We start from the raw sequence: 23,054 nt of genomic DNA on the forward strand, positions 1-23,054 counted from the left end.
CATCAAGCCTTCCGCCCATCGGCGCTAATCGTTCCCGATTGCTTCAAGCCAGATGCTGACGGCGACCGCTCCCGCATCGGGATGTCCCATAGCCCGCTCGCCAAGATAGCTCGCGCGCCCGAGCCGCGGCTTCATCGACGTCGTCGCCTCGGCGCCTGCGATACCTGCCGCCAAGGCGGATCGCCAGGCGTCGTCGGCCGACGCTCCGGCTGCGAGCTTATCCCGGAACGTTGCTGCCGCTGGGTGAAGCGCATCTATCATCGTACGGTCTCCCGGCTTCGCACCGCCGAGTTCTGAGACCGCGAGAACGGCCGCCACGAACGCTTCCGCCATCTGTTGGGCCGTCGGCTTTTCGATCCCGGCAAGATGGCGCGAAGCGCGCATCAGGCCCGTGGCGTAAAAGGGGCCCGAGCTTCCGCCGATTGCCTTCCGCATCGCATTTGCCATCTCCATCAAGCCGCCGGATATATCTGCGAAGCTCTGCCGTGGCAGCGCCAGTATTGCTTCGGCGCCGCGCACCATGCTTGTTCCAAGGTCACCGTCGCCCGTAACACTGTCCAGTTGCGTCAGTTTGGGCTCCGCAGCGATCAGTGCACCGGCGACCCGCTCCGCGGCGGAACGCAGTCGTTCACCGGCGACCGTGACGCTGCTTTGCGCGGTCACGCTCGTCTTGACGCCTACCGACGGCAAGACGCGGTTGCGGTTCACCACACCGCCGCGCGGCCATGCACCGGCGTCGGTTGGCGCATCCATGAGATTGAGCATTGCGTCGTCCACATGCATGACCGACAGGGAAAAGCCGGGCATATCGAGGGCGGAGAGGAAGGTGCCGGCCCATGCCCTTTCGACCACGACGCGCTTTGCCTCCAGACGTGTGACGGCGGATCGCGCCACGACCGCAAGTTCCATTGGCGGCGTCGATCCCAGTCCGTTGATCAGAAGCGCAACCCGGTCGCCGCTCTTCAGCCTGCCATCGGCTTCAATCGTTTCGAGCACCAGCTTCACGAGCTCGTCCGCCGGTGCGATGGGCATCCGCCGAACGCCCTGTTCTCCATGGATGCCGAGCCCGACTTCGATTTCAGCGTCGCCAAGGACGAAGCCCGGCCTGCCAACGGCAGGGAGCGTGCAGGAGCCCAGTGATATTCCCATGGAAGATAAGTTTCCAGCGGCTTCCCGGGCGATGCGGGCCACCTCTTGAAGGGAAAGTCCCTGCTCCGCGGCCGCGCCAGCGAGCTTGTGAACAAGCACTGTACCTGCAATACCCCGGCGGCGATCGTCGGGAACTGTATCCTTCAACGCAACGTCATCGGCAACGACCACGATCTCGACCGGAATTCCTTCAGCCCGCGCCAGCTCGGCCGCCAATCCGAAGTTCAGTCGATCACCCGTATAGTTCTTGACGATAACCAGAGCGCCGGCCGGTCCGGCCGCAGCCCTGATGCCGGCAAGAACCGCATCGGTGCTCGGCGAAGTGAAGACATCGCCTGCCACCGCAACGGTCAGCATACCCGCGCCGACATAACCCGCATGAGCTGGTTCATGGCCACTGCCGCCGCCCGACAGGACCGCCACCCTGCGCTTTTCCGGGTCCGGAAGGCCAGAGCGGATGACGACATTCTCATCCGCTAGCAGGACCGTCGCGGGGCTGAGGGCCACCACGCCCTCAAGCATGTCCCGCACAACGGTGGCTGGATCGTTGATGAGCTTCTTCATGCCTTTACTCCTCGATGCAGTTCGTCGACTGGCGGGGACGCGGACGTGCCCTCCCGAAGGTGAACAAGCACGATCTGCCGGTCAATTTCAAGTTCCGGGCATTGGAACTCGTAGCATCGATTGAGGGTATGCGAGGCAAGCACAGGTGCATATCCGCCATTGCCTCTCGCGGCGGAGACGTTATCATGATGGCGCTGTAGGACGGTAAGCTTTGGGAGGAGCGATACGTGAGACGGATGTGGCCAGACGAATTTACCTTTCTGCTGGACGGTGCAGAAGAAGTTGACCTACATATTCCATCGGCGGCGCATGACGATGGTTCGCCCGGGAAAACAATATCCAGAAAGGCCTTGAAAGCCCGTATCAGCCAACAGGATTTTGAAAATATCTGGCATCTCGCAGAGGCCCGCTACCGGCTGGGCGGCAGGTTGTCAGGCAAAGCGATTACGCTGATCGCCAACAACCCCCATTACCAGAATTGGCACCCCGCCGACGGCGGCAGCATCGAAAGCGTCTCCGATAGCGGTCAGAAATACACGACACGCTATGTGATCGTGCACTTTCTTCTGGATGATGTCAGCGAAGCTGTCGAAGCCTGAAATCCAGAAAGGCGGCTCTTTTGTGCGGGCGCAGCCCGCAAGCCGTTGAGGGCCGAGCATATTACGGGGGGAGACGATGGACAAGCCACACCCATGGCGACATATGGCGAGCGCGCCGAAAACCGGAGATCGGATCCTCATCACGATACGGTCGTCCGAACAAGGGCCGTCCCAGGTAGACCTCGCCTATTGGTCGAAGGGCGACCAGTACGGCTCAGAGGGCTGGCGCGCTTCAGACTCCTCGCCGGGGCGGATCATCGAATATTCGGAGTCGGAATTGAAGTGCTGGATGCCTATGCCTTCAGCCAATATCGATGGTCTTACGATGCCCGCTCCCTGGGAGGGCGAGGACGACCGGGAGCTTGATGGGTCTGGGATCTGAAAGTTCGGGTTCGATCAGTGCTTGCCCGAGCCAACGGTTCATTCCAGCCTCAATCCGCCGCGACTATCGAACGGTTGCCGAATGGGGACATGGCGTCGCAGGCGCGTCGATCTGGCTCCGCCAAAATGGGCGATGGCGCCGGCGGCTCAAGCGGACTGATCCTTATTCTAAAAATTATGAACTGGTGATTTTGTTCTCTCAAACTGATGCTTTCCCAAATCAAGGCAAGGGCGTCGCGTCACTTGGTTCGAGAGAAGATAGGATTTTTCATGCTGGAACTCCCGAATACGTCAACAATCGAAGGCAATGCTGTTCGGTGGGGGAAGATCGGCAGCGGTCCGCCGCTGGTTGCCGTTCACGGCACACCCTTTTCTTCTCAGGTCTGGCGTAAGATCATCCCGCATTTTGCCCATGATCGGACCATCTATTACTTCGACATGGTTGGCTATGGTCAGTCTGAAATGCGCGAAGGACAGGATGTTTCGCTCGGAATACAGAATAATGTTCTGGAGAAATTATTTAAAGAATGGAATATTGAACGGCCAGAGATGCTGGCCCATGACTTTGGCGGGGCAACCGTCCTTCGTGCCTACTTTCTCAACGGGTTGCGCTATTCCGCCTTAACGATCTTCGATGCTGTCGCTTTTGCCCCATGGGGGTCCCCTTTTGTGCAGCATGTTCGTCAGCACGAAATGGCGTTTTCCGACATGCCAGCCTACATGCATCGTGCCGTGTTGCGCGCCTACCTACAATCCGCCGCGCGCAATCCATTGTCGGAAGAGGCGCTGAAAATATACAGCGCGCCTTGGACTGGTCCTGTCGGGCAGCCTGCATTTTACCGGCAAATCGCGCAAATGGACCAGCGTTTCACAGATGAAGTCGAAACTCTTTATACCCGAATGGACTGCCCGGTAAGCGTACTTTGGGGAAAGAATGACGAATGGATTCCACATCACATGGGCGAGCGTCTGGCGGCGTTGATTTCCGCTAAAGACTGTATTTCGCTACCCGAGACCGGCCACCTTGTTCAGGAAGATTGCCCGGAAGCAATTGTCGCCGCAGTCTTGAGGAGTTTCAGGTGACCGTAAAAGTACCGAACAAGGCCACCGAATAAGTCTTCAGCCCTCGGTCACATCGCTGAAATTGTTACCTTCAGGTCGTTAATCAGTGTCGGCACCAGTTCTCCGACAGTCGGATGGATAGGCACCGCCCAGCGGAGTTTTTCGGTCGTCGCCCCCAGGTTCATGGCGTCCAGAACCCCGTAGATCGCTTCGTCACCCCCGACCCCCAGAAATGCGGCGCCGAGCACCCGGTCGGTGTCAGCGTCTGCGACGAGCTTCATGAGGCCGAGTATTTCACCTTTCTCGACGGCTCGACCGACACGGCTCATAGGTCGGGTCGAGACCTTGACCCGGTGGCCGGCCTCCTTCGCCTGACGCTCCGTCATGCCCACGCGCCCGAGAGGCGGATCAATGTAGAGGCCGTAACCGAGGATGCGATCGGACAATTTGCGATCGCCGCCGTCGAGGAGGTTCGCGGCGGCGATCTCGAAATCATTGTAGGAGGTATGCGTGAAGGCGCCTCGTCCGTTGCAATCGCCAAGCGCCCAGATACCTTCGACATTCGTCTGAAGTCGCTCATCCACCTGAATGAATCCATGACGATCAGTCTCTACGCCCGCGAGATCGAGGCCGAGATCGTCGGTATTCGGCTGGCGCCCGAGGGCGACCAATACATGGCTGCCCCGGACTTCGCCTTGATCGGACCGCACGACGACGTCTGAGCCGTCCATGGCGACAGACAACAGTTTCTGGCTGAGAAGAACGTTGACGCCGTCTCTTTTGAGGATATCCGCAATGGCTTCCGAGATATCTCTGTCCTCCCGGGGCGCAAGGTGCGGTCCGCGCTCGACGACAGTGACCGCTGCGCCGAAGCGCCGATACATCTGGGCAAATTCCAGTCCGATATAACTGCCGCCGAGGACAACCAGGTGTCTTGGCAATTCAGCGAGTTCGATCATCGAAGTGCTTGTGAGATACGGCACGTCGGTCAACCCCTGCACATCGGGGATGTGTGGTCGCGCGCCCACGTTGATGAAAATCTGCGGCGCCGTGTAGCGTGTACCGTTCACATAAACCTCCTTTGCACCGGCGAATTGGGCCTGACCATAAACCACATCCATCGTTTCGAGACTATCGAACCAGGACGCCAGGCCGCTTCTCGCATCGAGGGTCACCTTCCTGGCGCGAGCCGCCACGGCCGACATATCCATCGTCGGCTCACCAGGAATAGTGACCCCGAATTCGGATGCACGCCGCGCCATCTGGGCGGTCTTGGCACAGGCGACCAAGGCCTTGGTCGGCATGCACCCGGCGTTAACGCAGGTTCCGCCGAGATACTTCCGTTCGATCAGGACCACCTTGCGGCCCATCGCCGCCATACGAGCGGCGAGAAACGGCCCGGCCTGTCCGGCCCCGATGAAGATTGCGTCGTACTCTCTCATGACACGGCCACCACGACGAGAAGCGCGAACGCTATGATAACAGTGTCTTCGACCAGCGCCACGGGGAGCTCAAGCCCGAAACGGTTAGCGAGCCAGAAGCGACTGATCGCGCCGCCCAAGGTTTCGGTGACAGCGCCGATGACGCCCGTGAAATGCCTCGGAGCCACCATTCCTGCAGTTGCGGCGGTCATCGGGCGGCCGATAGAACCCGTCACGGCCCGGAGCAATCGAGTGAAGAAAAGAGCGTTCCGGAAGATATCGAACCACCCAAGATACCTGCCCCAGGCGGTTGTGAAGGGAGTGGCCCTGGTGGGCAGGTCGACGGCGATTCCTGAGGGAACTGGGAAAAGAACGAGCATTCAAGTTCCTCTGAAAGTTTAGTAAATCAAGAACGTGCCGCTCGCATGCTCGGCAGACACATGGTGACAACCCCGCGGCGGCCAGCAACGTGCGAGGGTGTTATTTCAAGGGAAAGCGTGCCTCCATCCCGAATCCTCCACACCTTCTCAGTACTGGCTCAGTGGTCAGGCTCGTCAGGATACCACGTTCCATCTACGACGGCGATTGCAACATTTCTCGCGCTGCCACCCAAAAGGGCGACATAATTTTATCAAAGCAGAGATATTTTTTTGCCCGCCTCCCTGCGCTTGATCGAACAGGCTTCCTTGGGCCTGACATTTCCAGTCAAGTCCCGCCGCGTTGTTTCCGGCGTCTAGCCACGATCACCTGATCTATAAGGGCGCTCCCGGCGCGACCCCGCAAGAAGGATCTACCGGGCTCTGACCGGAGAATGGAATTTTTCCGGTTAAAGCCGCAACGGTTGCGCGTTGTACCGGCAAAATCGGAGAATAACCGTTCACGAACGTTTCGCATTCCGGCATATGGTAAAGGAGAAACGGGGAACCGAGCGAAACATATATGGTCGGAAGATAGTCCCACAATCTTTCCATCGATGCGGGAAACGGCCCGTGCAAATCTGCCCACCGCGGACCAAGGTGTTCCCTGGCGGACATCTCTTCTTCAGCGAGAACATAGACGCCAACGTCATATAGCGCCGCTTCTATTTTCTCGCCAGGCCGCAGAATTGTCACATCAACCCCCGCCTCTCGAAGAAGCTGGTCAAACTGAAGTTGTGCGATCGGACCGGAAGGGGTCATTCGCAGCAGGGCACACGACCAGGCAGACACGCTTTTAAGCAACCGGTCGGCTGTTTCGCGTTCCGCAATTACGGTTCGGGGTGGAACATGAAAGATATGGAGGTCGCATATAGACCAAATCTGGTCGATGCATGATCCATGCCGCGTCTTCCTGTCAGCAATACTGCATTATGCGGGCAAGATGTTCCAAACTTTCAAAGAAGCTACGGGGATTTTCTCCGTCCTGATTTGCTGCCGTCCGCAGCGCGTGTCACCCAGACGGAAAACTCGTTATCATTGGAGAACACTATGAGCGACAGCGGCATTCCCGTTCCCGAAGGTCCAACCGAACTGATCGATACAACTTACATGGTTGGACAAGACAACATCACACCCCGGATCGGGCCGTTCGGCCTCGACGTGCATAACCCTGTTTTCCTGATCTCGGGTCTGACCATCGTTGGCTTCGTCCTACTGACGCTCGCTCTCCAGCAGTATGTGGGACCGCTCTTCTCCGCCCTGCGCGACTGGCTGACAGCGACCTTCGACTGGTTCTTCCTGGCTGCCGGCAATGTTTTCCTGCTTCTTTGTCTATTCTTGATCGTCTCGCCCTACGGCAGGGTCCGCATCGGCGGGCGCGATGCTTCGCCGGATTATTCCTATTCCGGCTGGTTTGCGATGCTCTTTGCTGCCGGTATGGGGATCGGCCTGATGTTCTATGGCGTCTCCGAGCCAATATCACATTATTCCTCCGCCGTCGCGGGGAATGCCGGAAGTCCCGAGAGTTGGGCGCCACTCGGAGGCGCGGCAGGGGACACGGCGACCGCCCGGCATATCGGCATGGCCGCGACGATCTTCCATTGGGCCCTCCATCCTTGGGCGATCTATGCGGTGGTCGCGTTGGCGTTGGCGCTGTTTTGCTACAATAAGGGCCTACCGCTCACAATACGCTCGATCTTCTATCCTATTTTCGGCGAGCGTGTCTGGGGTTGGGTGGGCCACATGATCGATGTGCTCGCTGTCTTCGCCACGCTTTTTGGCCTTGCCACATCCCTTGGTTTCGGCGCGGAACAGGCAAATGCCGGCCTGAATCACCTGTTTGGGATGCCGGTCAACGACATCTCGAAGGTCGTCCTGATCGGTGTTATCACCGCTGTGGCCCTGACCTCGGTAGTGGCTGGGCTCGATGCCGGCGTCAAACGCCTTTCGGAGATCAACATGATCCTGGCCGCGCTGCTCCTGGCCTTTGTCGTGGCAGTCGGTCCGACGCTGGCCATTTTTACGGGCTTCTTCACCAACCTCTACGAATACATCCGCTACCTGCCCGAACTGTCGAATCCCTTCGGTCGGACCGACGACAATTTCCGCCAGGGCTGGACCGCTTTTTATTGGGCTTGGTGGATCTCCTGGTCGCCCTTTGTCGGCATGTTCATTGCACGCATCTCGCGCGGGCGGACGGTACGCGAGTTCCTCATCTGCGTGCTCATCATTCCCTCGCTGGTATCGGTCTTCTGGATGACGGCGTTCGGTGGGACGGCGATCAGTCAGATCGTGAACGATGGTTACCAGGCCGTGGTCGATGCTCCGCTGGAGCTTAAATTGTTCGCCATGCTGGAAGCCATGCCCCTGCAGGCTGTCACAAGCTTCATCGGCATCGTACTGGTCATCGTATTCTTCGTCACCTCGTCTGATTCCGGCTCGCTCGTCATCGACACCATCACCGCCGGCGGCAAGGTGGACGCACCGGTTCCCCAACGGGTCTTCTGGGCGACATTTGAGGGCCTCGTCGCCATTGCCCTTCTGCTTGGTGGTGGACTGGGAGCACTTCAGGCAATGGCCGTATCGACAGGCTTTCCGTTCACCATCGTCCTCTTGCTCGCCTGCTTCGCCATCCTGAAAGGACTAGCAAACGAACCGCGCTAAAGATTTGGAGATCGAATACGCCGAGCATTGCTTTGCAAGAATTCACGAGCTTCGTGACCTGCTGCCGGTTTTTCGGACACGAAATTAAGCTAATCCCACCTTGTTTTCAAATTCCATCGGGCTGAGATAGCCCGGTGTCGAGTGGCGACGTTTCGGATTGTAGAGCGCTCGATGTAATCGACCACGTCTGCCTTTGCATCGTCTCTGGTCCGGTAGACAGCATTCGTACCGTTTTCTCTGTTTTCAGTGAACAAGACGCTCTCTTTATCTCTGGTGCGCGAGCGCGATGGACTCGGCAACCTGCCCATGTCCGGAATCCAGCTTGCTGGTAGCAACTCGGATATGGGAACTTGGCAGGATGGAGAACTTGTTGCCTGGCACGACCGCAATATTTCGTGCCGCAAGCGTTACCAGAGCGAAAGATTCCGATTCCACCGGCACCCAAAGGCAAAGGCCGCTGCCGGGCATGGTGGTAACGCCACGCTCAAGCAGTTCGCGCGCCAACGCATCGCGTCGTTTCTGATAAATGGCGCGTGCGTTCGCGACGATTTCGGAGGTTTCCTTGTCTCGGATGAGCCAGGCCACCGCAGCCTGTAGGACGCGGCTTGTCCAACCGGCGCTGAACGCTCGGTAGGATTGGATCTGTTCGACAATGGCTTTTGATCCCGAGAGAACCGCAAGCCGCAGATCAGGCCCTAATGTCTTCGAAAAAGACACAATACGCACCGTTCTGTCTGGAAAGCGCGAGCCGAGCGACACCGGTTGTGCAGCCGAGATATCAGCAATACCATCATCTTCGATAATCAAAGTGTCGCTATCTGCCAGAACATCGGCCAGCGCCTGCATTCGCTCTGGGGTAACGGTCTGTCCCGTTACCGAATGCAAGCGCGGCTGAAAAAGAAACGCAGCGGGCCGCTCCGTCATCGCCTGTTTCAGCGCAGTGGGCATAGGGCCTTCTTCATCGGACAGCACGGGAACGATTTTCACGCCCAGATCCTCGAGGATATCGAGAAGACGCATAGCGGTCGGGTGTTCGACGGCAACCACCGAGCCCGGACGCACGAGCGCGCGGATGGTGGTGTAAACGCCATTATATCCACCATTGATGGCAAGAAAGGCTTCGGCGGCATAGGGCCAGTCGTCAGCAAGCGCATCTTTCAACTCAGGCACGATGCGGCTGCGCTCGTAGCTGTTCAGATCACTGACAGACGTTGCATGCACCATGGCCTTTGCAAGCGGCGGCAGCAATGTCCGATCAGGAACCGCCATGGAAAGATCGAGAACATTCGCGCCATAATGGCCGGCACTCGCCAACCGCTCCGGCTTTGCGACGAAGCGTTCCGCGCAGACCCAGGTTCCGTTACGCCCGCGACCGCTGACGATCTTCTGCTGGCGCAATTCGCTCCAAGCCTCGGAGATCGTAGCCGGACTAACCCCAAGCTCATAAGCCAGATCGCGAATGGCGGGTAACCGCGTTCCCACCGGCAGCAATCCGGCTCTTACGAGCGCACTCGTTTCCAGCGCAATGCCACGAATGGTTTTGTTGGTTATTTTTTCAGCAAGCCAGCGGGCTTTCACAATCTCGCTCAATTTTTTCTCACTTTAAATGTTCAATAACGTAATAACATTTGTACGAGTTCAAGTGTACATTTACTCTCGAGGCATCAAAAAAACAAACGAGTAAAAAATCATGCCCTTGAAACTTCGTCTTGCCCTTCGAGATTGGGACTATATGACACCGCTCGTTCTGGGAGATGTCTCGTCTCCAAAACTCCAGATCGAGGTCGATCGGGTCAGCACTCTCATTTCGAACATCGCTGAAGACGAGGCTCACGACGCTGCCGAAACCTCCTTCAGCCGCTACGCGCAGATGCGTTACGATGGCGATGAGAGCGTTATCGGTATGCCGAACTTTATCATGCGCGGCTTCCGCCACCGCTGCATCATCACCACCAAGGATAGCCCGATCCGCACGCTTGCCGATCTTGCGGGCAAGAAGATCGGCGTGACCGGCTGGCGCGATTCCGGCAATATATGGACCCGCGCGGCCTGCCGTCGCGAAGGCGTGGGGGTGGAAGACGCCATGTGGTATGCTGGCCGTCTGACGGAAGCCCATCCCATCACCGACCGTCTGGATGGTTTCGGTCGTCCAGGCCGCATCGAGGCGGCGCCGGGCGAACGCCCGATGGTTGATCTGCTGAAGGATGGCGGGCTCGACGCCGTGTTCACCCCCTTCATGCCGAAGGGCTTCTTCGATCAGGACTCCCCTTTCCGACAGGTTCTGACGGATTACCGGGCTTCTGAAGTCGCCTATTTCAACGAAGTCGGTTATGTGCCGGGCATGCATCTTATCGGGTTCAAGGCCCATATCGTGCGCGAAAATCCATGGATCATGGATGAGCTCAGCGAGCTTATCGACGCCTCCCAGCGCATGTGGCTCGACAAGCGCGAAAAATACGCCGACACAACGCCATGGATGATCGACGAGTTGCGCCGTTGCGCTGCGGATCTGCCGCCGGACTGGAGTGCCAGCGGCTTTAACAAAAACGAAGTCATGATCGTCGATTTCGCTAATGAGCTTCACGCTCAAGGCATTCTGCCGCGGCTTTTGACGCCCGCGGAGCTGTTTCCGCTGCACGCCGCAGGCAACTGACGACAACAGACAGACCTTGGCAATTCAACCGTTGCAAACAAGAAGGGGAATACCAAAATGCAAACGAAATTCATTGCTTCCGTCGCCCTTGCCGGGCTCATTCTCGCTGGACCGGCTCTTGCCGAGACGGCGCCCGCTCCAAAGCAGAGCGTGAACGAGGAACTTCGCGCCCGGCTTCCGGAAAAAATCCGCTCCGAAGGAAAGATGGTCTCCGTCAACAATGGATCCTTTCCTCCCTATGAGATCGTAACCGGCACCAAGATGGAAGGCGCAAGCGCCGACCTGACCGATGCGCTGGGCGAGCTGCTCGGCATCAAGATCGAGCATGCAACCGTCGGCGGCCTGCCAGCGCTTCTGGCAGGCGTCAATTCCGGGCGGTACCAGTTTGCATTTGGTCCTGTCGGCGATTTCAAGAGCCGCGAAGAAGCGAATGACTTCGTCGACTGGGTACAGGAATTCGTCGTCTTCGCTGTTCAGAAGGGCAATCCCAAGGACATCGTCTCGCTCGACACATCCTGCGGCCAGCGCATCGCCGTCATGGCTGGCGGCTCGGCTGAGCGCGTGATCCAGGCCCAGGCGGAAAAATGCAAGGCCGATGGCAAGGCCGCGATCGAGGTTCAGTCCTACACCGACCAGCCAAGCTCCATTCTGGCGGTTCGCTCCAAGCGCGCCGACGCCTTCTTCTCCTCTCAGGCGCCGTTGACCTATTTCGTATCCCAGGCCAATGGCCAGCTGGAACTGACGGGCGTCGGACAGAAGAACGGTTTCGATGACCTCTATCAGGGCGCTGTCGTTCCCAAGGGCTCTGAACTCGGCCCGGTTCTTCTCGATGCCATCAAGGTGCTGATGGACAACGGGACCTATGCGGCCATCATGAAGAAGTGGGGTCTTGAGAATAACATCCTCACGCAGCCCGGCATCAATCTCGGGGGCCAGTTGCCAAAATGACGAGCTCTGTTGAAATGAAAGTGCCGCTTTCGGGTGGCGCTGATCTGCGGGATGTGGCGACAGCCCATACCCCGTTTCGTACGGGAAGACTTGTGCTGTGGGTCGTCATCGTCCTCGTCGTCGCCAATTTCGGCTGGATCGTCGCCAACAACGAGAACTTCGGCTGGCCCGTCGTCGCTCAATATTTCTTCGATCCGACCGTCATCAGCGGTCTCTATGTCAGCCTCGGGCTAACCGTCATCGCCATGATCCTTGGCATCATTCTCGGCCTCATCATCGCGATTGCCAGAATGTCGAAAGACGGTCTGGCGAACTCTTTCGCTTCGCTCTTCATCTGGTTCTTCCGCGGCACGCCGCTGCTCGTCCAGCTGATCTTCTGGTACAATATGTCCACCCTCTTTCCGCAGCTCTCCATCTCGATCCCCTTCGGGCCGACGCTTGCAAGCTGGGACACCAATTCCGTAATTACGCCAATGACCGCTGCAATCGTTGGTCTGGCCCTCAATGAAGCGGCCTATATGGCGGAAATCATTCGCGGTGGTCTTCTTTCAGTCGATCGCGGGCAGGCGGAAACGGCAGAAGCCTTCGGCATGACCAAGGCACGCGCACTCTGGCGCATCATCATCCCTCAGGCCATGCGTTCCATCGTTCCGCCCACCGGCAACCAGCTGATCAGCATGATCAAGGCAACATCGCTTGTCAGCGTCATTGCCATGGCCGATCTTCTTTACTCGGTTCAGTCCATCTACAACCGGACCTTCGAGATCATCCCGATGCTGCTCGTGGCAGTAATCTGGTATCTGCTGATCACATCTGTCCTCAATGTGGGTCAGAACTATATAGAGGCCTATTACGGCCGTAGCGACCGCCGCAATACCGGCGTTACAAAGCCAGCACGGGAAGAGGAGGCTAGTCATTGATCTCAGCTACAGACCAGAAGCCTCTCGTGCAGGCCCGCAACGTCCACAAGTCGTTCGATCATCTGGAGGTTCTGAAGGGTATCGATCTGGACGTGATGCCAGGCGAAGTCGTGGTCATCCTCGGGCCGTCCGGCTCAGGCAAATCCACCTTCCTTCGTTGTATCAACCACCTGGAGACAATCCAAAAGGGATCGATTGCCGTCGATGGTGAACAGATCGGCTATCGGGTGAAGAACGACCGGCTGGAGAAGCTCTCCTCCAACAGCATTGCACGCCAGCGTCGCAAGATCGGCATGGTGTTCCAGCAGTTCAATCTCTATCCGCATATGACGGTGCTGCAGAACATCATCGAAGCGCCGGTGGGCGTCCATGGCGAAAGCCGCAAGAATGCAACCCTAAACGCCATGCGCCTGCTGGAACGGGTTGGCTTGTCAGAAAAAGCATCCAGCTATCCGCGCCAGCTTTCCGGCGGGCAGCAGCAACGTGTGGCGATTGCACGAGCTCTGGCAATCAAACCGAAGCTCATGCTGTTCGATGAACCGACTTCCGCGCTCGACCCGGAACTCGTCGGCGAAGTTCTCGCCACGATGCGCGACCTTGCAAGCCAGGGCCTGACCATGATCGTCGTGACGCACGAGATCGGTTTTGCGAAAGAAGCGGCAGATCGGGTCATCTTTATGGATGGCGGCAATATCGTCGAGATGGGCAAGCCGGAGGACGTTATCGGCAACCCGCGACATCCGCGAACACAGGCTTTCCTCTCCCGCTTTCTGTAAGCGAGACGTTTTCTCCCCAACCTGACGCCATTTAACGGCTGGCGTCCTTTTCAAGACCCTGGTGGACCCATGCTAAACGACAACCAATATGCCCGCGTTTCCGATTTCGAGCCCATGGAGGCGGAACTCAAGGCCACGCGCCAATATCTGCACGCCAATCCCGAGCTTTCACAGGAAGAGGTAGAAACCGCTCGCTATGTGGCGGAGAAACTCGAAGCCTGGGGCTTTGAGGTGACCCGCAATGTCGGCGGTCACGGCGTCGTCGCCCGCCTGAAAAACGGCAGCGGGAGCAAGAGCATCGGCATTCGCGCCGATATGGATGCACTGCCGATCATGGAAGAGACCGGGCTTGCCTATGCCAGCAAGACCCCCGGCAAGATGCACGCCTGCGGCCATGATGGCCATACGACCGTTCTGCTCGGCGCTGCCGAATATCTGGCACGCACGCGCCGCTTCGATGGCACCGTGACCCTGATCTTCCAGCCCGCAGAAGAAAACGGCAAACCCTCCGGCGCTCAGAAAATGATTGCGGACGGCCTTTTCGAGCGCTTCCCCATCGACGCGATTTTCGGTCTGCACAATCATCCCGGCGCACCGGAAGGCACAATTTTGACGCGCTCCGGACCGATGATGGCGTCTTCCGACACGGTTAAGATCACGGTCAGGGGCAAGGGCGGCCACGCGTCCCGCCCACATCTGACGGTCGATCCGATCGTCGTGGCCTGTAACCTCGTCGTTGCACTCCAGACCGTCGTTTCGCGCAACATCGACCCCACCCAGACGGCGGTAGTCACCGTCGGTACCATCCATGCGGGAGAGGCGGTCAACGTCATTCCGGAATATGCGAAACTGGCGCTCAGCGTGCGCTGCTTCGAACCCAAGGTGCGCGATCTGCTGGAGCGTCGCATCATCAAGCTCGCGCAGTCCATGGCGGAAGCCTATGACGCCGCCATCGATATCGAGTATGAGCACGGCTATCCAGTCGTTGCCAATTCGGAAGCCGAAACCGCCTTTGCGCGGTGCGTGGCGGAGGAACTGATTGGAAGCGACAAGGTCACCACCTGCCCGCTCATTCCCGGCAGCGAGGACTTCTCCTATTTCCTCGAAAAGAAGCCCGGGAGCTTTCTGCGCCTTGGCAACGGCATGAATTCCGCCATGCTGCACAGCGCCAAATATGACTTCGCCGACGAAACTCTCACGGTCGGAGCAGCCCTATGGGCGCGCTTAGCCGAGCGATTTCTGCAACAGTGATCTGCATTTGGCGAGCCCACGCCACCACTCAACCCCGCCTGTTCGCGGAGCGCCCTGATTGGCATGGTCTGGAGCGATATGGATCCTGGAGGCCGGTGCGCTGAAACCACAGGGATTGGAGAAAAGGTGCCAAGAGAAGGCTTGCACCGGACGGAGCAGGAAATCGTTCGCGGCGCCGTCAGTTTTTTACTGAGTTCGGGTTCGAAGGCCGGACTTGCGGGCGTGCCAAGCGGCTGGGTATGACTCAACCGTTGCCCTGCACTTGTTCCCCAAACAAGGAGACGCTGGTTGAAAGGATATAACACGAAGGGTTCGTCCGGCGATGGATCCCCTCCAGGTCATTATGAGGGCGCCTGCGCACCCTCATAACTCCTCTTTTCAGGGTCGTCTCACCGACGCCACGATGACGTAAAACACAGGGACGAACAAAACGGCAAGGACGGTTGCGGAAATCATCCCGCCGAAAAGACCCGTTCCGATCGCATTTTGTGTTTCGGAACTTGCGCCCCTGGCGATAACGAGCGGAACGATGCCGAGCGTAAAGGCGAGCGAGGTCATGACGATGGGCCGCAGTCGAAGTCGGGAGGCTTCGATGACGGCGTCCTTGAGGGATTGTCCATACTGCTGCCTCTTTCGCGCAAACTCCACGATCAGCACCGCATTTTTCGCCGACAGGCCGATGAGTGTGATGAGGCCGACTTTGAAGAACACGTCGTTTTCCAACCCGCGCAGATGAACCGCGATGACGGCCCCAAGGATGCCAAGCGGCACGACCATCATGACGGAGAGCGGAACGGCCCAGCTTTCGTAAAGCGCTGCGAGCACCAGGAAAACGATGAGGAATGAAAAGGCCATCAAAATCGGTGCCTGCGCACCGGACTGGCGTTCCTGCAACGATTGACCGGTCCACTCAACCGCAAAGCCTTTCGGTAATTTCGCGGCGAGCCGCTCCATTTCCTGCATCGCCTTGCCGCTGGAGACGCCTGGTGCGGCGGAGCCAGAAATGCTGCTGGATGGATAACCGTTATAGCGGGTGAATTGCAGCGGCATTGTTGACCATTCGGGTTTGACGATTTCCGAGAGACGGACCATCTTGCCGGCATCGTTGCGGACGTGGAGGTTGAGAACGTCATCCACCTGCATCCGGCTTGAGGCCTTTGCCTGCAAGATCACCTGCTGCAGGCGTCCATCGCGTGGGAAATCATTGACGTAGGTCGAGCCGACCGCGCCGCTCAGCGTATCGGCGATGGTTGAATAGGGCACGCCGAGCGCGCTTGCTTTCTGCCGGTCGACGTTCAAGGTGACGCTTGGACCACGGGGAAGTCCATCCATGCGTACATCGCGAACGAGCCTGCTCTCAGCCGCGAGCTGCGTGAGCTGGGCCACAGCCTTGGCAAGCGCCTCTGCCCCGTGGTTGGCACGGTCCTGCAACCTCAACGCAAAACCCGATGTCGTGCCGAGTTCATCGATTGCCGGTGGCTTGAGGCTGAAAACCTGTCCCTCCTCTGCAGTAGCCATCGCGACCGTCGCGGCATTTACTTCTTCATCGACGGTTGTCTTGCGTTCGCCCCACTCCTTGAGCGTGGTGAAGGACATGGCGGTGTTTGGTCCCGAGCCCGAAAAGCCGAAACCCGTAATCGTCAAATTATTGGCAATATCCGACCGGGTCTTGACGTGTTCTTCGAACAGATCGACGACAGCGCGCGTCCGTTCTGCCGTGGCATCCGCCGGCAGGGTGAAGGATGTCATGAACGAGCCCTGATCTTCGTCCGGCACAAACGCCGTTGAAACAGTGGAATATCCATAGACGACCGCCCCGATGATGGCGAGGTAGACCACCATGGTCCGTCCTGTCTTGCGCAGGAGGATGGCGACCCAGCCGGCGTACCGCTCGGTCAGGCGTTCAAAAGCACGGTTGAACCAGCCGAAGAATCCCTTTCTCTGATGGTGATCGGGACTGATCGTCTTCAGCAACGTTGCGCACAGCGCGGGCGTGAGGCTGAGCGCAAGGAAGGCCGAGAACAGAATCGAAACGGCCATCGACACGGTAAACTGCCGGTAGATTGCCCCAACCGAACCGGAAGCCATGCCCATCGGTAGGAAAACCGCCGTCAGAACAAGCGTGATGCCGATGACAGCGCCGGATATTTCCGTCATCGCTTTGCGGGTCGCTTCAAGAGGCGAAAGCCCTTCCGTTGCCATCAGACGCTCGACATTTTCTACGACGACGATGGCGTCGTCGACAATGATGCCGATTGCGAGAACCATGCCGAACATCGTCAGCGCGTTGATCGAATAACCGATCGCCAGCATGACCGCGAATGTACCAAGAAGGGCGATAGGCGCGACGATGGCGGGGATGAGCGTGTAACGCAGGTTTTGCAGGAACAGCAGCATGATCAGGAAAACCAGGACCATGGCTTCGGCGAGCGTCTGAACCACCTTCTGGATGGAAACCTTAACGAACGGCGCCGTGTCATAGGAAATGGCGTATTCCATCCCCTGCGGCATGGTCGCGGCAAGCTCCGCCAGACGCTCACGCACGCCATTGGACGTGCTTACCGCGTTGGCGCCCGGCGTCATCTGAATGGCGGCCGCCGTTGCGGGTTTACCGCCGTCGAGGATGGAGAAGCTTGAGCTCTGGGATCCAACTTCGATTGTCGCGACGTCCCCCAATGTCAGTCTGGAACCATCGGAATTGGAGCGCAGGATGATCTGCGCGAATTGTTCCGGGGTCTGCAACTGGCCGTTCACATTCAGCGGCACGGTGACCTTCTGGCCCGGCACAGTTGGAGATTCACCGAGGCGTCCAGGGGCGACCGGAACATTCTGCTGTTGGATCGCTTGGGTCGCCTCAGCCATCGAGATGGAATGGGCGACAAGGCGGACCGGATCAAGCCAGATGCGCATCGCCGCTTCCGAACCGAACGACTGCACACGGCCGACGCCACCGACGCGCTTGAGCTCGGGCGCGATATTGCGCACGAGATAATCGTCAAGGGCAAGCGCGTCGAGCGACCCGTCTTTCGACTTTAGCGAAACGATCATCAGGAAGCCGGACGATGCAGATTCAACGGTCAAACCCGCGCGGCGAACCTGTTCCGGCAGGCGCGGCTCCACGGCCTTCAGCCTGTTCTGCACATCCACCTGGGCAAGCTCGGGATTGGTGCCGGGCTTGAAGGTGACCGTGATGTTGGCGGAACCGGAGGAGTCGGCCGACGAGTCGAAATAAAGGATATTCTTGGCGCTCGAAAGTTCGCGCTCGATTAGGCTGGTAACGCTGTCATTGATCGTCTTCGGCGTCGCGCCGGTATAGGTGGCATAGATCGAGACGCTGGGCGGCGCGATGACGGGAAAGCGCGAGACCGGGAGCTGGGGGATGGAAATGACCCCGGCAATCACGATCAAAATGGCGATAACCCAGGCGAAAACCGGCCTGTTAATGAAAAACTGCGGCATGATATGTCCGCTCCTTAGCTTTTTGTCTCTGGCGCGGCGAGGGAAAAGGGTACTGTCTCAAGCGGCTGTGCGTTTTCGACGCGATCCTGCCCCAGGACGACGACCGTTTCTCCGGCGGCAAGTCCTGATGTGACGATGTATTGACCGTCCGTTATCGGCCCCAACTCCACGGTTCGTCGCACACTGGTCTTGTCTTGTCCGATGACGACGATCTGAGGCCGACCGGCTGGATCGCGGGTAATGGCTTCCTGCGGCACGCGAATTGCGTCGCTGTAGATGGCGCGAGGCACCATGGCGCGGATATACATGCCCGGAAGCAACTGCTCCTCCGGGTTGCTGACGAGGATGCGAATACCAAGGCTTCCCGTGGCGCTATCGACGGAAATATCCGAAAACAGGATCTTTCCGTCATGGGCAAAGGGTTTACCGGCAATCGTCGCGATCTTGACCGGCAGTTCGTCCGGATTTTGCGATCCCGCCTCTGCAGCCGTGTCGCGCAGCGCTTCAAGGCTCATAGCGGATTGGCGAACGTCCACATAGACCTGATCGATCTGCTGAATGACGGCAAGCGGTGTCGTTGCAGAGGCCGAGGCAAGCCCGCCTTCGCTCATGAACGACTGGCCAATGACGCCGCCGATGGGACTGCGTAAGGTGGCATAGGAAAGCTCCAGCTTTCGTCGCGCCAGAATGGCCCTGGCCTCCGCCACATTTGCCTTTGCCTGCGCCAAAGCCGCCGTTGCATTGTTGAAGGACTCGGTGCTGGTGATCTCGCGCGACGACAGGGATTTCGCCCGTTCATATTTGACCTGGGCATTGAGAAGTTCTGCCTCTGTGCGCGCAAGCACGGCGGCTGCCGCATCCACATCGGCGGAGAACGGTGCAGGGTCGATCTCGAAGAGGGGCGTGTCGGCTTTGACGAACGCGCCTTCGGTGAAGAGCTTCTTCTGGATGATGCCGCCCACCTGGGCGCGGATTTCCGCAGTGCGATAGGCCGAAACCCTGCCTGGCAGCTCGTCATACACCGTCACCGTTTCCGGCTTTACCGTCATGACACTGACGCGTGCAGGCGCCGCTACTTCGGAGGCGCTGCCTTCGCCCTGCCCGCTGTCGCTGCATGAACACAGAAGAATGATCGGCAGGCACAATGCGCCGAGTTTCCAGAAGCGTGATCCGCGTTGCATGTATGTCCACCATTGAATTCTTGAAAAATCTCTTTGATGGCGACCCTCTATGATCTGAGGGTGGTGGCTATGTGTAGGAATTGTTGAGGTTTCGTGGAGGCCGCAGTCTCTCACTCGACGGCGCCGACATTCGGTGGCATGGAGGTGTCAAGGAGTGTGAAGACGATGGCTGAACTGGTCTTGATCGCTGAAGACGACATGGAAATTGCCGGCATACTCGAGGCTTATTTTGTCCGCGAGGGTTTCCGCACGGCGCATGCCCGCGACGGCAAGGTGGCCCTTGAACTCCACCGCTCACTCAAACCCGATATTGTTCTGGCTGACGTCACCATGCCGCGGCTGGACGGATGGGAGGTTCTGGCCGAGATACAAAGGCGCGGCCATACCCCCGTCATCATGGTTACCGCGCTCGACGAGGATGTCGACCGCCTTCAGGGGCTGCGCATCGGAGCCGACGACTACATCGTCAAACCGTTCAACCCAATCGAGGTGGTGGCGCGGGCAAAGGCAGTCCTCAGACGCGCAGGGCTCGCCCAAGCGGGTGCCGTCGTCCGGGTCGGCAATCTGACCATCGATCTCGACAGCTATCAGGCAAAGATCGACAAAGACGGCGAAACTATCCGACTGTCGCTCACCTTGACAGAGTTCCGCCTGCTGACACATCTGGCGCGAACGCCGACCAAGGTTTTCACCCGGGGGGAGCTGGTCGACGCCTGCCTTCCCGGTTCCGATGCACTCGACCGCACCATCGACAGCCATCTCAGCAAATTGCGCAAAAAGCTCGATCAGGCCGGCGGAGAGGGAATGCTCGCCAGCATTCGTGGCGTCGGCTACCGTCTGGCGGTCGAGCCATGATGCTGAAGAAAGGCCTCAGCCGGCAAATATTGCTGGCCATGTCATCAATGACCGTGGTTGTCTGTCTGGTGGTCTTTTTCGGCACCTATATCGCCTTCGGCATCATTTTTTACTTTTCGCCATGGTCGCAATACGAGGAGAGTTGGCTAACAGGCGTCGACTTCATCATCCTCTCCATTCTCATCTTCATAGCCCTCATCGTCGCCGCTATCGCATCGGTCCGATTGACCCGGCGTATTCTACAGCCGCTTGAATCACTTGCCCAAAGCGCACGACGCATCAAGGACGGCGATCTCTCCGCGCGCGCTCTGCCGGGGGACCAGTCGCTTGGGGAAACCGCCCATCTCGTCCAGGATTTTAACGCCATGGCGCAGCGTCTCGAGGACATGGCGGCCGATATGAAACTCTGGAACGCCACAATCGCCCACGAGTTGCGCACCCCGCTCACGATCCTGAAGGGCCGTCTTCGAGGGATGATAGACGGCGTGTTCGAACCTGACGAAACCTCGCTTCATGCCCTCGTGATGCAAGTGGATTCGCTGGCGCGGCTTGTCGAGGATCTGCGCACTGTGACGCTGGCGGACAGCGGCCACCTTGACCTGCGCATCGAACCGGTGCGGCTGAAGCAGGAAATCGAACGGCTTGGTAACCTGCTGGAACAGGAACTGCGGGAGGAGGGTTTCGAACTTCGGCTCAGCCTCGCCGATGTCGTGGTTCAGGCGGATTCTATGCGGATTCGGCAGGTGCTTCTTGCCCTCGTGACGAATGCGCGCCGTCACGCCGTGCGCGGCGCTATCGATGTGACGCTTGGGGTCGAAGACCGCGTCACGCGCCTGCGCGTTATCGATGAAGGCCCTGGTCTCGGTGACGATATCGCGCCCTGGGCCTTTGAACCCTTCAGAAGAGGCGCCAGGACCAGCCTTCATGAAAAGGCCGGCAACGGGCTTGGTCTGTCCGTGGTGCGCGCGATCGTGGAGGCCCATGGCGGCAGGATTCGGTATGCGCCATCCGCCAAAGGCGGCGCGATGTTCGAAATTTCGCTCGCCCGGCCGGTCTCCTGACCACGGTCACCGCGTGACCGAAGGACGTCGTCTCCACGCTTTCTCCACAATGCCTCCATGGAACGACAAAGGGCTGCCAATACGGTCCAGGCCGCGGCTTCAGCCGGGATCAGCCTTGCGCGATCAAGACTTCTGATGGTGAAAACAATGACGGTGTCTGTCGACCCGAATAACGTCACGCCACCCTCCGCGCTGCACGCGCGTCGGTGGTTCATTCTCATTGCGGTCATGCTGGCATTTACGCCCGTTGTGATCGACATGACGATCCTTCACATCGCCGTGCCGTCGCTGACGCTGGCGCTGCAAGCCTCAACCACGCAGGTGCTCTGGATCATCGACATCTATTCTCTCCTGATGGCCGGATTGCTCGTGCCGATGGGAACCCTTGCCGACAGGATAGGTCATAGAAAAATGCTGCTGACCGGCCTGTTCGTTTTTGGCATCGCCTCCCTCGTGGCTGCATTTTCGCTGACGCCCTGGATGTTGATCGCCGGGCGTGTCCTGCTTGCCTTCGGCGCGTCGATGATCATGCCTTGCGTTCTCGGCATTATCAGGCGCACGTTCGAAGACCCGGGCGAACGCGCGATGGCGCTCGGTCTCTGGGGCACCGTCGGTGCCGCCGGCGCCGCTGTCGGCCCACTGGTGGGCGGCGCGCTTCTCGAGCATTTCTGGTGGGGATCGGTCTTCCTGATCAATATTCCAGTCGTGCCCGTCATCATGCCGATCATTGCTTTCATCCTGCCGAAAAACGAAATGGATTCTCCCGGCAAGTGGCAGATAAGCCAGGCTCTGTTGCTGATCGTCGGTCTCATCGCACTGGTCTATGCCGTCAAAACCGGTTTCGGTGGCAAGCAGCCGTTTGTGATCGTCGTGCTCGCTCTTCTCGTCGGCGCAACGGCTCTGACGATTTTCGTTCGCTCCCAGCTTTCCGTCGCGCAGCCAATGCTTGACATAGCCCTCTTTTCCCGCCCCGCGATCGTGACGGGTGTGGCGATGGCGATCGTCACGTCGGGGGCGCTGGCGGGTGTCGAACTGACCCTTGCCCAGGAGATGCAGTTTGTTCTCGACAAGACGCCGCTGCAGGCGGGCCTCTTCATGCTGCCCATCATGATTGCTGCCGCTGTTGGCGGCCCTTTCGCCGGTTTCCTGTCGAACCGGCTCGGCCTTCGCTCGGTCGCAAGTGCGTCCCTGCTGATTGCCTCTCTGTGCCTTCTTTGGCTGGCGCGAATGGATTTTCATGACCCCGGCCTTATCGTACCGGCATGTCTGATGCTGCTCGGACTATCGCTCAGCATCGGCCTCACGGCTTCATCGATCGCCATCATGGGAGCCGTGGAGGCTGAGAAAGCCGGTGCCGCCGGTTCGCTCGAGGCAACCGGCTACGAGCTTGGCGCCGGCCTCGGTATCACCTTCTTCGGCGTGGCGCTGTCGGCAATCTATATGGGTGCACTGGTTCTCCCGGCAGGCGTTCCGGCAGAACTCGCAGATGCTGCACGCCATTCGATCGGAGATACCTACGTACTGGCAGGCAAACTGCCCGAAAACGTCGCTGCGGCACTGGTAACCGCCGGCAAGAGTGCCTTTTCGCAGGCGCATGCGGTTCTGTTGACCGCGGCGGGCACGCTGATCGGCCTGCTTTCGGCAGCCGTATTCCTTGCCCTCAAAAACGTCAAGGCGGGCCACTGAGCCCCTCT

18 protein-coding genes and 1 pseudogene are annotated in these 23,054 nt (G+C 58.8%); 12 read left to right on the forward strand and 7 right to left on the reverse strand.

Annotated elements, in window-relative coordinates:
* Positions 1-24 precede the first annotated feature (24 nt).
* The gene (locus PL599_RS19325) at positions 25-1,713 is read right to left on the reverse strand and encodes a dihydroxyacetone kinase family protein (RefSeq protein WP_269825285.1); all 1,689 of its coding nucleotides are present in this window, start codon (positions 1,711-1,713) and stop codon (positions 25-27) included.
* A gap of 236 nt (positions 1,714-1,949) precedes the next feature.
* On the opposite strand from PL599_RS19325, the gene PL599_RS19330 reads away from it, so the two are divergent.
* The 3 genes from PL599_RS19330 to PL599_RS19340 all read left to right on the forward strand — a co-directional run bounded on the left by PL599_RS19330 (position 1,950) and on the right by PL599_RS19340 (position 3,776).
* Positions 1,950-2,312 (forward strand): hypothetical protein, encoded by a 363-nt coding sequence (locus PL599_RS19330; protein WP_077983163.1) that lies wholly within the window; start codon positions 1,950-1,952, stop codon positions 2,310-2,312.
* A gap of 76 nt (positions 2,313-2,388) precedes the next feature.
* A complete protein-coding gene (locus tag PL599_RS19335; RefSeq protein ID WP_077983164.1) occupies positions 2,389-2,694 on the forward strand; it encodes a hypothetical protein in 306 nt (101 codons plus the stop codon).
* A 269-nt stretch (positions 2,695-2,963) separates the two neighbouring features.
* Complete coding sequence (locus PL599_RS19340) at positions 2,964-3,776, forward strand: alpha/beta fold hydrolase (RefSeq protein ID WP_269825286.1); 813 nt, start codon at positions 2,964-2,966, stop codon at positions 3,774-3,776.
* A gap of 47 nt (positions 3,777-3,823) precedes the next feature.
* Here the strand turns inward: PL599_RS19340 and PL599_RS19345 are convergent, their stop codons facing one another.
* Together PL599_RS19345 and PL599_RS19350 are read right to left on the reverse strand one after the other, a co-directional pair.
* Positions 3,824-5,197 carry an FAD-containing oxidoreductase gene (locus PL599_RS19345; RefSeq protein WP_269825287.1) on the reverse strand — a complete coding sequence of 458 codons (1,374 nt, stop codon included), beginning with the start codon at positions 5,195-5,197 and terminating at the stop codon, positions 3,824-3,826.
* Positions 5,194-5,556, reverse strand: coding sequence for a hypothetical protein (locus PL599_RS19350; RefSeq protein WP_269825288.1), 363 nt, complete (start codon positions 5,554-5,556; stop codon positions 5,194-5,196). Before PL599_RS19350 ends, PL599_RS19345 begins: the two co-directional genes overlap by 4 nt.
* A 1,086-nt stretch (positions 5,557-6,642) precedes the next feature.
* On the opposite strand from PL599_RS19350, the gene PL599_RS19355 reads away from it, so the two are divergent.
* Complete coding sequence (locus PL599_RS19355; RefSeq protein WP_142913325.1) at positions 6,643-8,256, forward strand: BCCT family transporter; 1,614 nt, start codon at positions 6,643-6,645, stop codon at positions 8,254-8,256.
* An 84-nt stretch (positions 8,257-8,340) separates the two neighbouring features.
* Here the strand turns inward: PL599_RS19355 and PL599_RS19360 are convergent.
* Together PL599_RS19360 and PL599_RS19365 are read right to left on the reverse strand one after the other, a co-directional pair.
* Positions 8,341-8,506, reverse strand: a pseudogene (locus tag PL599_RS19360) (IS3 family transposase); the annotation flags it as partial.
* Between the two features lie 14 nt (positions 8,507-8,520).
* On the reverse strand, positions 8,521-9,846 hold the full coding sequence (locus tag PL599_RS19365) for an aminotransferase-like domain-containing protein (RefSeq protein ID WP_077983168.1): 1,326 nt from the start codon (positions 9,844-9,846) through the stop codon (positions 8,521-8,523).
* Between the two features lie 100 nt (positions 9,847-9,946).
* Here PL599_RS19365 and PL599_RS19370 point away from each other — a divergent pair, with 100 nt between their 5' ends.
* The 5 genes from PL599_RS19370 (at position 9,947) to PL599_RS19390 (ending at position 14,804) form a co-directional block, all read left to right on the forward strand.
* Entirely contained in the window at positions 9,947-10,909 is a 963-nt protein-coding gene (locus PL599_RS19370) for an ABC transporter substrate-binding protein (RefSeq protein ID WP_142913309.1), read from the forward strand.
* Positions 10,910-10,966: 57 nt separating this feature from the next.
* On the forward strand, positions 10,967-11,857 hold the full coding sequence (locus tag PL599_RS19375; RefSeq protein ID WP_077983170.1) for an ABC transporter substrate-binding protein: 891 nt from the start codon (positions 10,967-10,969) through the stop codon (positions 11,855-11,857).
* Positions 11,854-12,777 (forward strand): amino acid ABC transporter permease, encoded by a 924-nt coding sequence (locus tag PL599_RS19380; protein WP_137411816.1) that lies wholly within the window; start codon positions 11,854-11,856, stop codon positions 12,775-12,777. Before PL599_RS19375 ends, PL599_RS19380 begins: the two co-directional genes overlap by 4 nt.
* On the forward strand, positions 12,777-13,553 hold the full coding sequence (locus PL599_RS19385) for an amino acid ABC transporter ATP-binding protein (protein WP_162520532.1): 777 nt from the start codon (positions 12,777-12,779) through the stop codon (positions 13,551-13,553). Before PL599_RS19380 ends, PL599_RS19385 begins: the two co-directional genes overlap by 1 nt.
* Positions 13,554-13,622: 69 nt before the next feature.
* Positions 13,623-14,804: a M20 aminoacylase family protein gene (locus PL599_RS19390; protein ID WP_142913311.1), complete on the forward strand. Its 1,182-nt coding sequence runs from the start codon at positions 13,623-13,625 to the stop codon at positions 14,802-14,804.
* Positions 14,805-15,182: 378 nt separating this feature from the next.
* Here the strand turns inward: PL599_RS19390 and PL599_RS19395 are convergent, their stop codons facing one another.
* Together PL599_RS19395 and PL599_RS19400 are read right to left on the reverse strand one after the other, a co-directional pair.
* Positions 15,183-18,263, reverse strand: coding sequence for a multidrug efflux RND transporter permease subunit (locus PL599_RS19395; protein WP_271359688.1), 3,081 nt, complete (start codon positions 18,261-18,263; stop codon positions 15,183-15,185).
* A gap of 14 nt (positions 18,264-18,277) precedes the next feature.
* Entirely contained in the window at positions 18,278-19,444 is a 1,167-nt protein-coding gene (locus tag PL599_RS19400; RefSeq protein WP_271359690.1) for an efflux RND transporter periplasmic adaptor subunit, read from the reverse strand.
* A 165-nt stretch (positions 19,445-19,609) separates the two neighbouring features.
* On the opposite strand from PL599_RS19400, the gene PL599_RS19405 reads away from it, so the two are divergent.
* The 3 genes from PL599_RS19405 (at position 19,610) to PL599_RS19415 (ending at position 23,046) form a co-directional block, all read left to right on the forward strand.
* Positions 19,610-20,299: a response regulator gene (locus PL599_RS19405; RefSeq protein WP_271359693.1), complete on the forward strand. Its 690-nt coding sequence runs from the start codon at positions 19,610-19,612 to the stop codon at positions 20,297-20,299.
* Positions 20,296-21,360 (forward strand): ATP-binding protein, encoded by a 1,065-nt coding sequence (locus tag PL599_RS19410; protein ID WP_271359696.1) that lies wholly within the window; start codon positions 20,296-20,298, stop codon positions 21,358-21,360. Before PL599_RS19405 ends, PL599_RS19410 begins: the two co-directional genes overlap by 4 nt.
* Positions 21,361-21,507: 147 nt before the next feature.
* A complete protein-coding gene (locus PL599_RS19415) occupies positions 21,508-23,046 on the forward strand; it encodes an MFS transporter (protein WP_269825289.1) in 1,539 nt (512 codons plus the stop codon).
* Positions 23,047-23,054: the final 8 nt, after the last annotated feature.

It is taken from the genome of Agrobacterium sp. ST15.16.055, from assembly GCF_027956555.1.
Lineage (GTDB): Bacteria > Pseudomonadota > Alphaproteobacteria > Rhizobiales > Rhizobiaceae > Agrobacterium > Agrobacterium salinitolerans.

Coding starts and splice junctions, on each gene's coding strand:
- PL599_RS19410 (WP_271359696.1), top strand. CDS start 20,296: ATGATGCTGAAGAAAGGCCTCAGCCGGCAAATATTGCTGGCCATGTCA.
- PL599_RS19325 (WP_269825285.1), bottom strand. CDS start 1,713: ATGAAGAAGCTCATCAACGATCCAGCCACCGTTGTGCGGGACATGCTT.
- PL599_RS19350 (WP_269825288.1), bottom strand. CDS start 5,556: ATGCTCGTTCTTTTCCCAGTTCCCTCAGGAATCGCCGTCGACCTGCCC.
- PL599_RS19400 (WP_271359690.1), bottom strand. CDS start 19,444: ATGCAACGCGGATCACGCTTCTGGAAACTCGGCGCATTGTGCCTGCCG.
- PL599_RS19390 (WP_142913311.1), top strand. CDS start 13,623: ATGCTAAACGACAACCAATATGCCCGCGTTTCCGATTTCGAGCCCATG.
- PL599_RS19330 (WP_077983163.1), top strand. CDS start 1,950: ATGTGGCCAGACGAATTTACCTTTCTGCTGGACGGTGCAGAAGAAGTT.
- PL599_RS19375 (WP_077983170.1), top strand. CDS start 10,967: ATGCAAACGAAATTCATTGCTTCCGTCGCCCTTGCCGGGCTCATTCTC.
- PL599_RS19380 (WP_137411816.1), top strand. CDS start 11,854: ATGACGAGCTCTGTTGAAATGAAAGTGCCGCTTTCGGGTGGCGCTGAT.
- PL599_RS19340 (WP_269825286.1), top strand. CDS start 2,964: ATGCTGGAACTCCCGAATACGTCAACAATCGAAGGCAATGCTGTTCGG.
- PL599_RS19370 (WP_142913309.1), top strand. CDS start 9,947: ATGCCCTTGAAACTTCGTCTTGCCCTTCGAGATTGGGACTATATGACA.
- PL599_RS19405 (WP_271359693.1), top strand. CDS start 19,610: ATGGCTGAACTGGTCTTGATCGCTGAAGACGACATGGAAATTGCCGGC.
- PL599_RS19395 (WP_271359688.1), bottom strand. CDS start 18,263: ATGCCGCAGTTTTTCATTAACAGGCCGGTTTTCGCCTGGGTTATCGCC.
- PL599_RS19415 (WP_269825289.1), top strand. CDS start 21,508: ATGACGGTGTCTGTCGACCCGAATAACGTCACGCCACCCTCCGCGCTG.
- PL599_RS19335 (WP_077983164.1), top strand. CDS start 2,389: ATGGACAAGCCACACCCATGGCGACATATGGCGAGCGCGCCGAAAACC.
- PL599_RS19345 (WP_269825287.1), bottom strand. CDS start 5,197: ATGAGAGAGTACGACGCAATCTTCATCGGGGCCGGACAGGCCGGGCCG.
- PL599_RS19355 (WP_142913325.1), top strand. CDS start 6,643: ATGAGCGACAGCGGCATTCCCGTTCCCGAAGGTCCAACCGAACTGATC.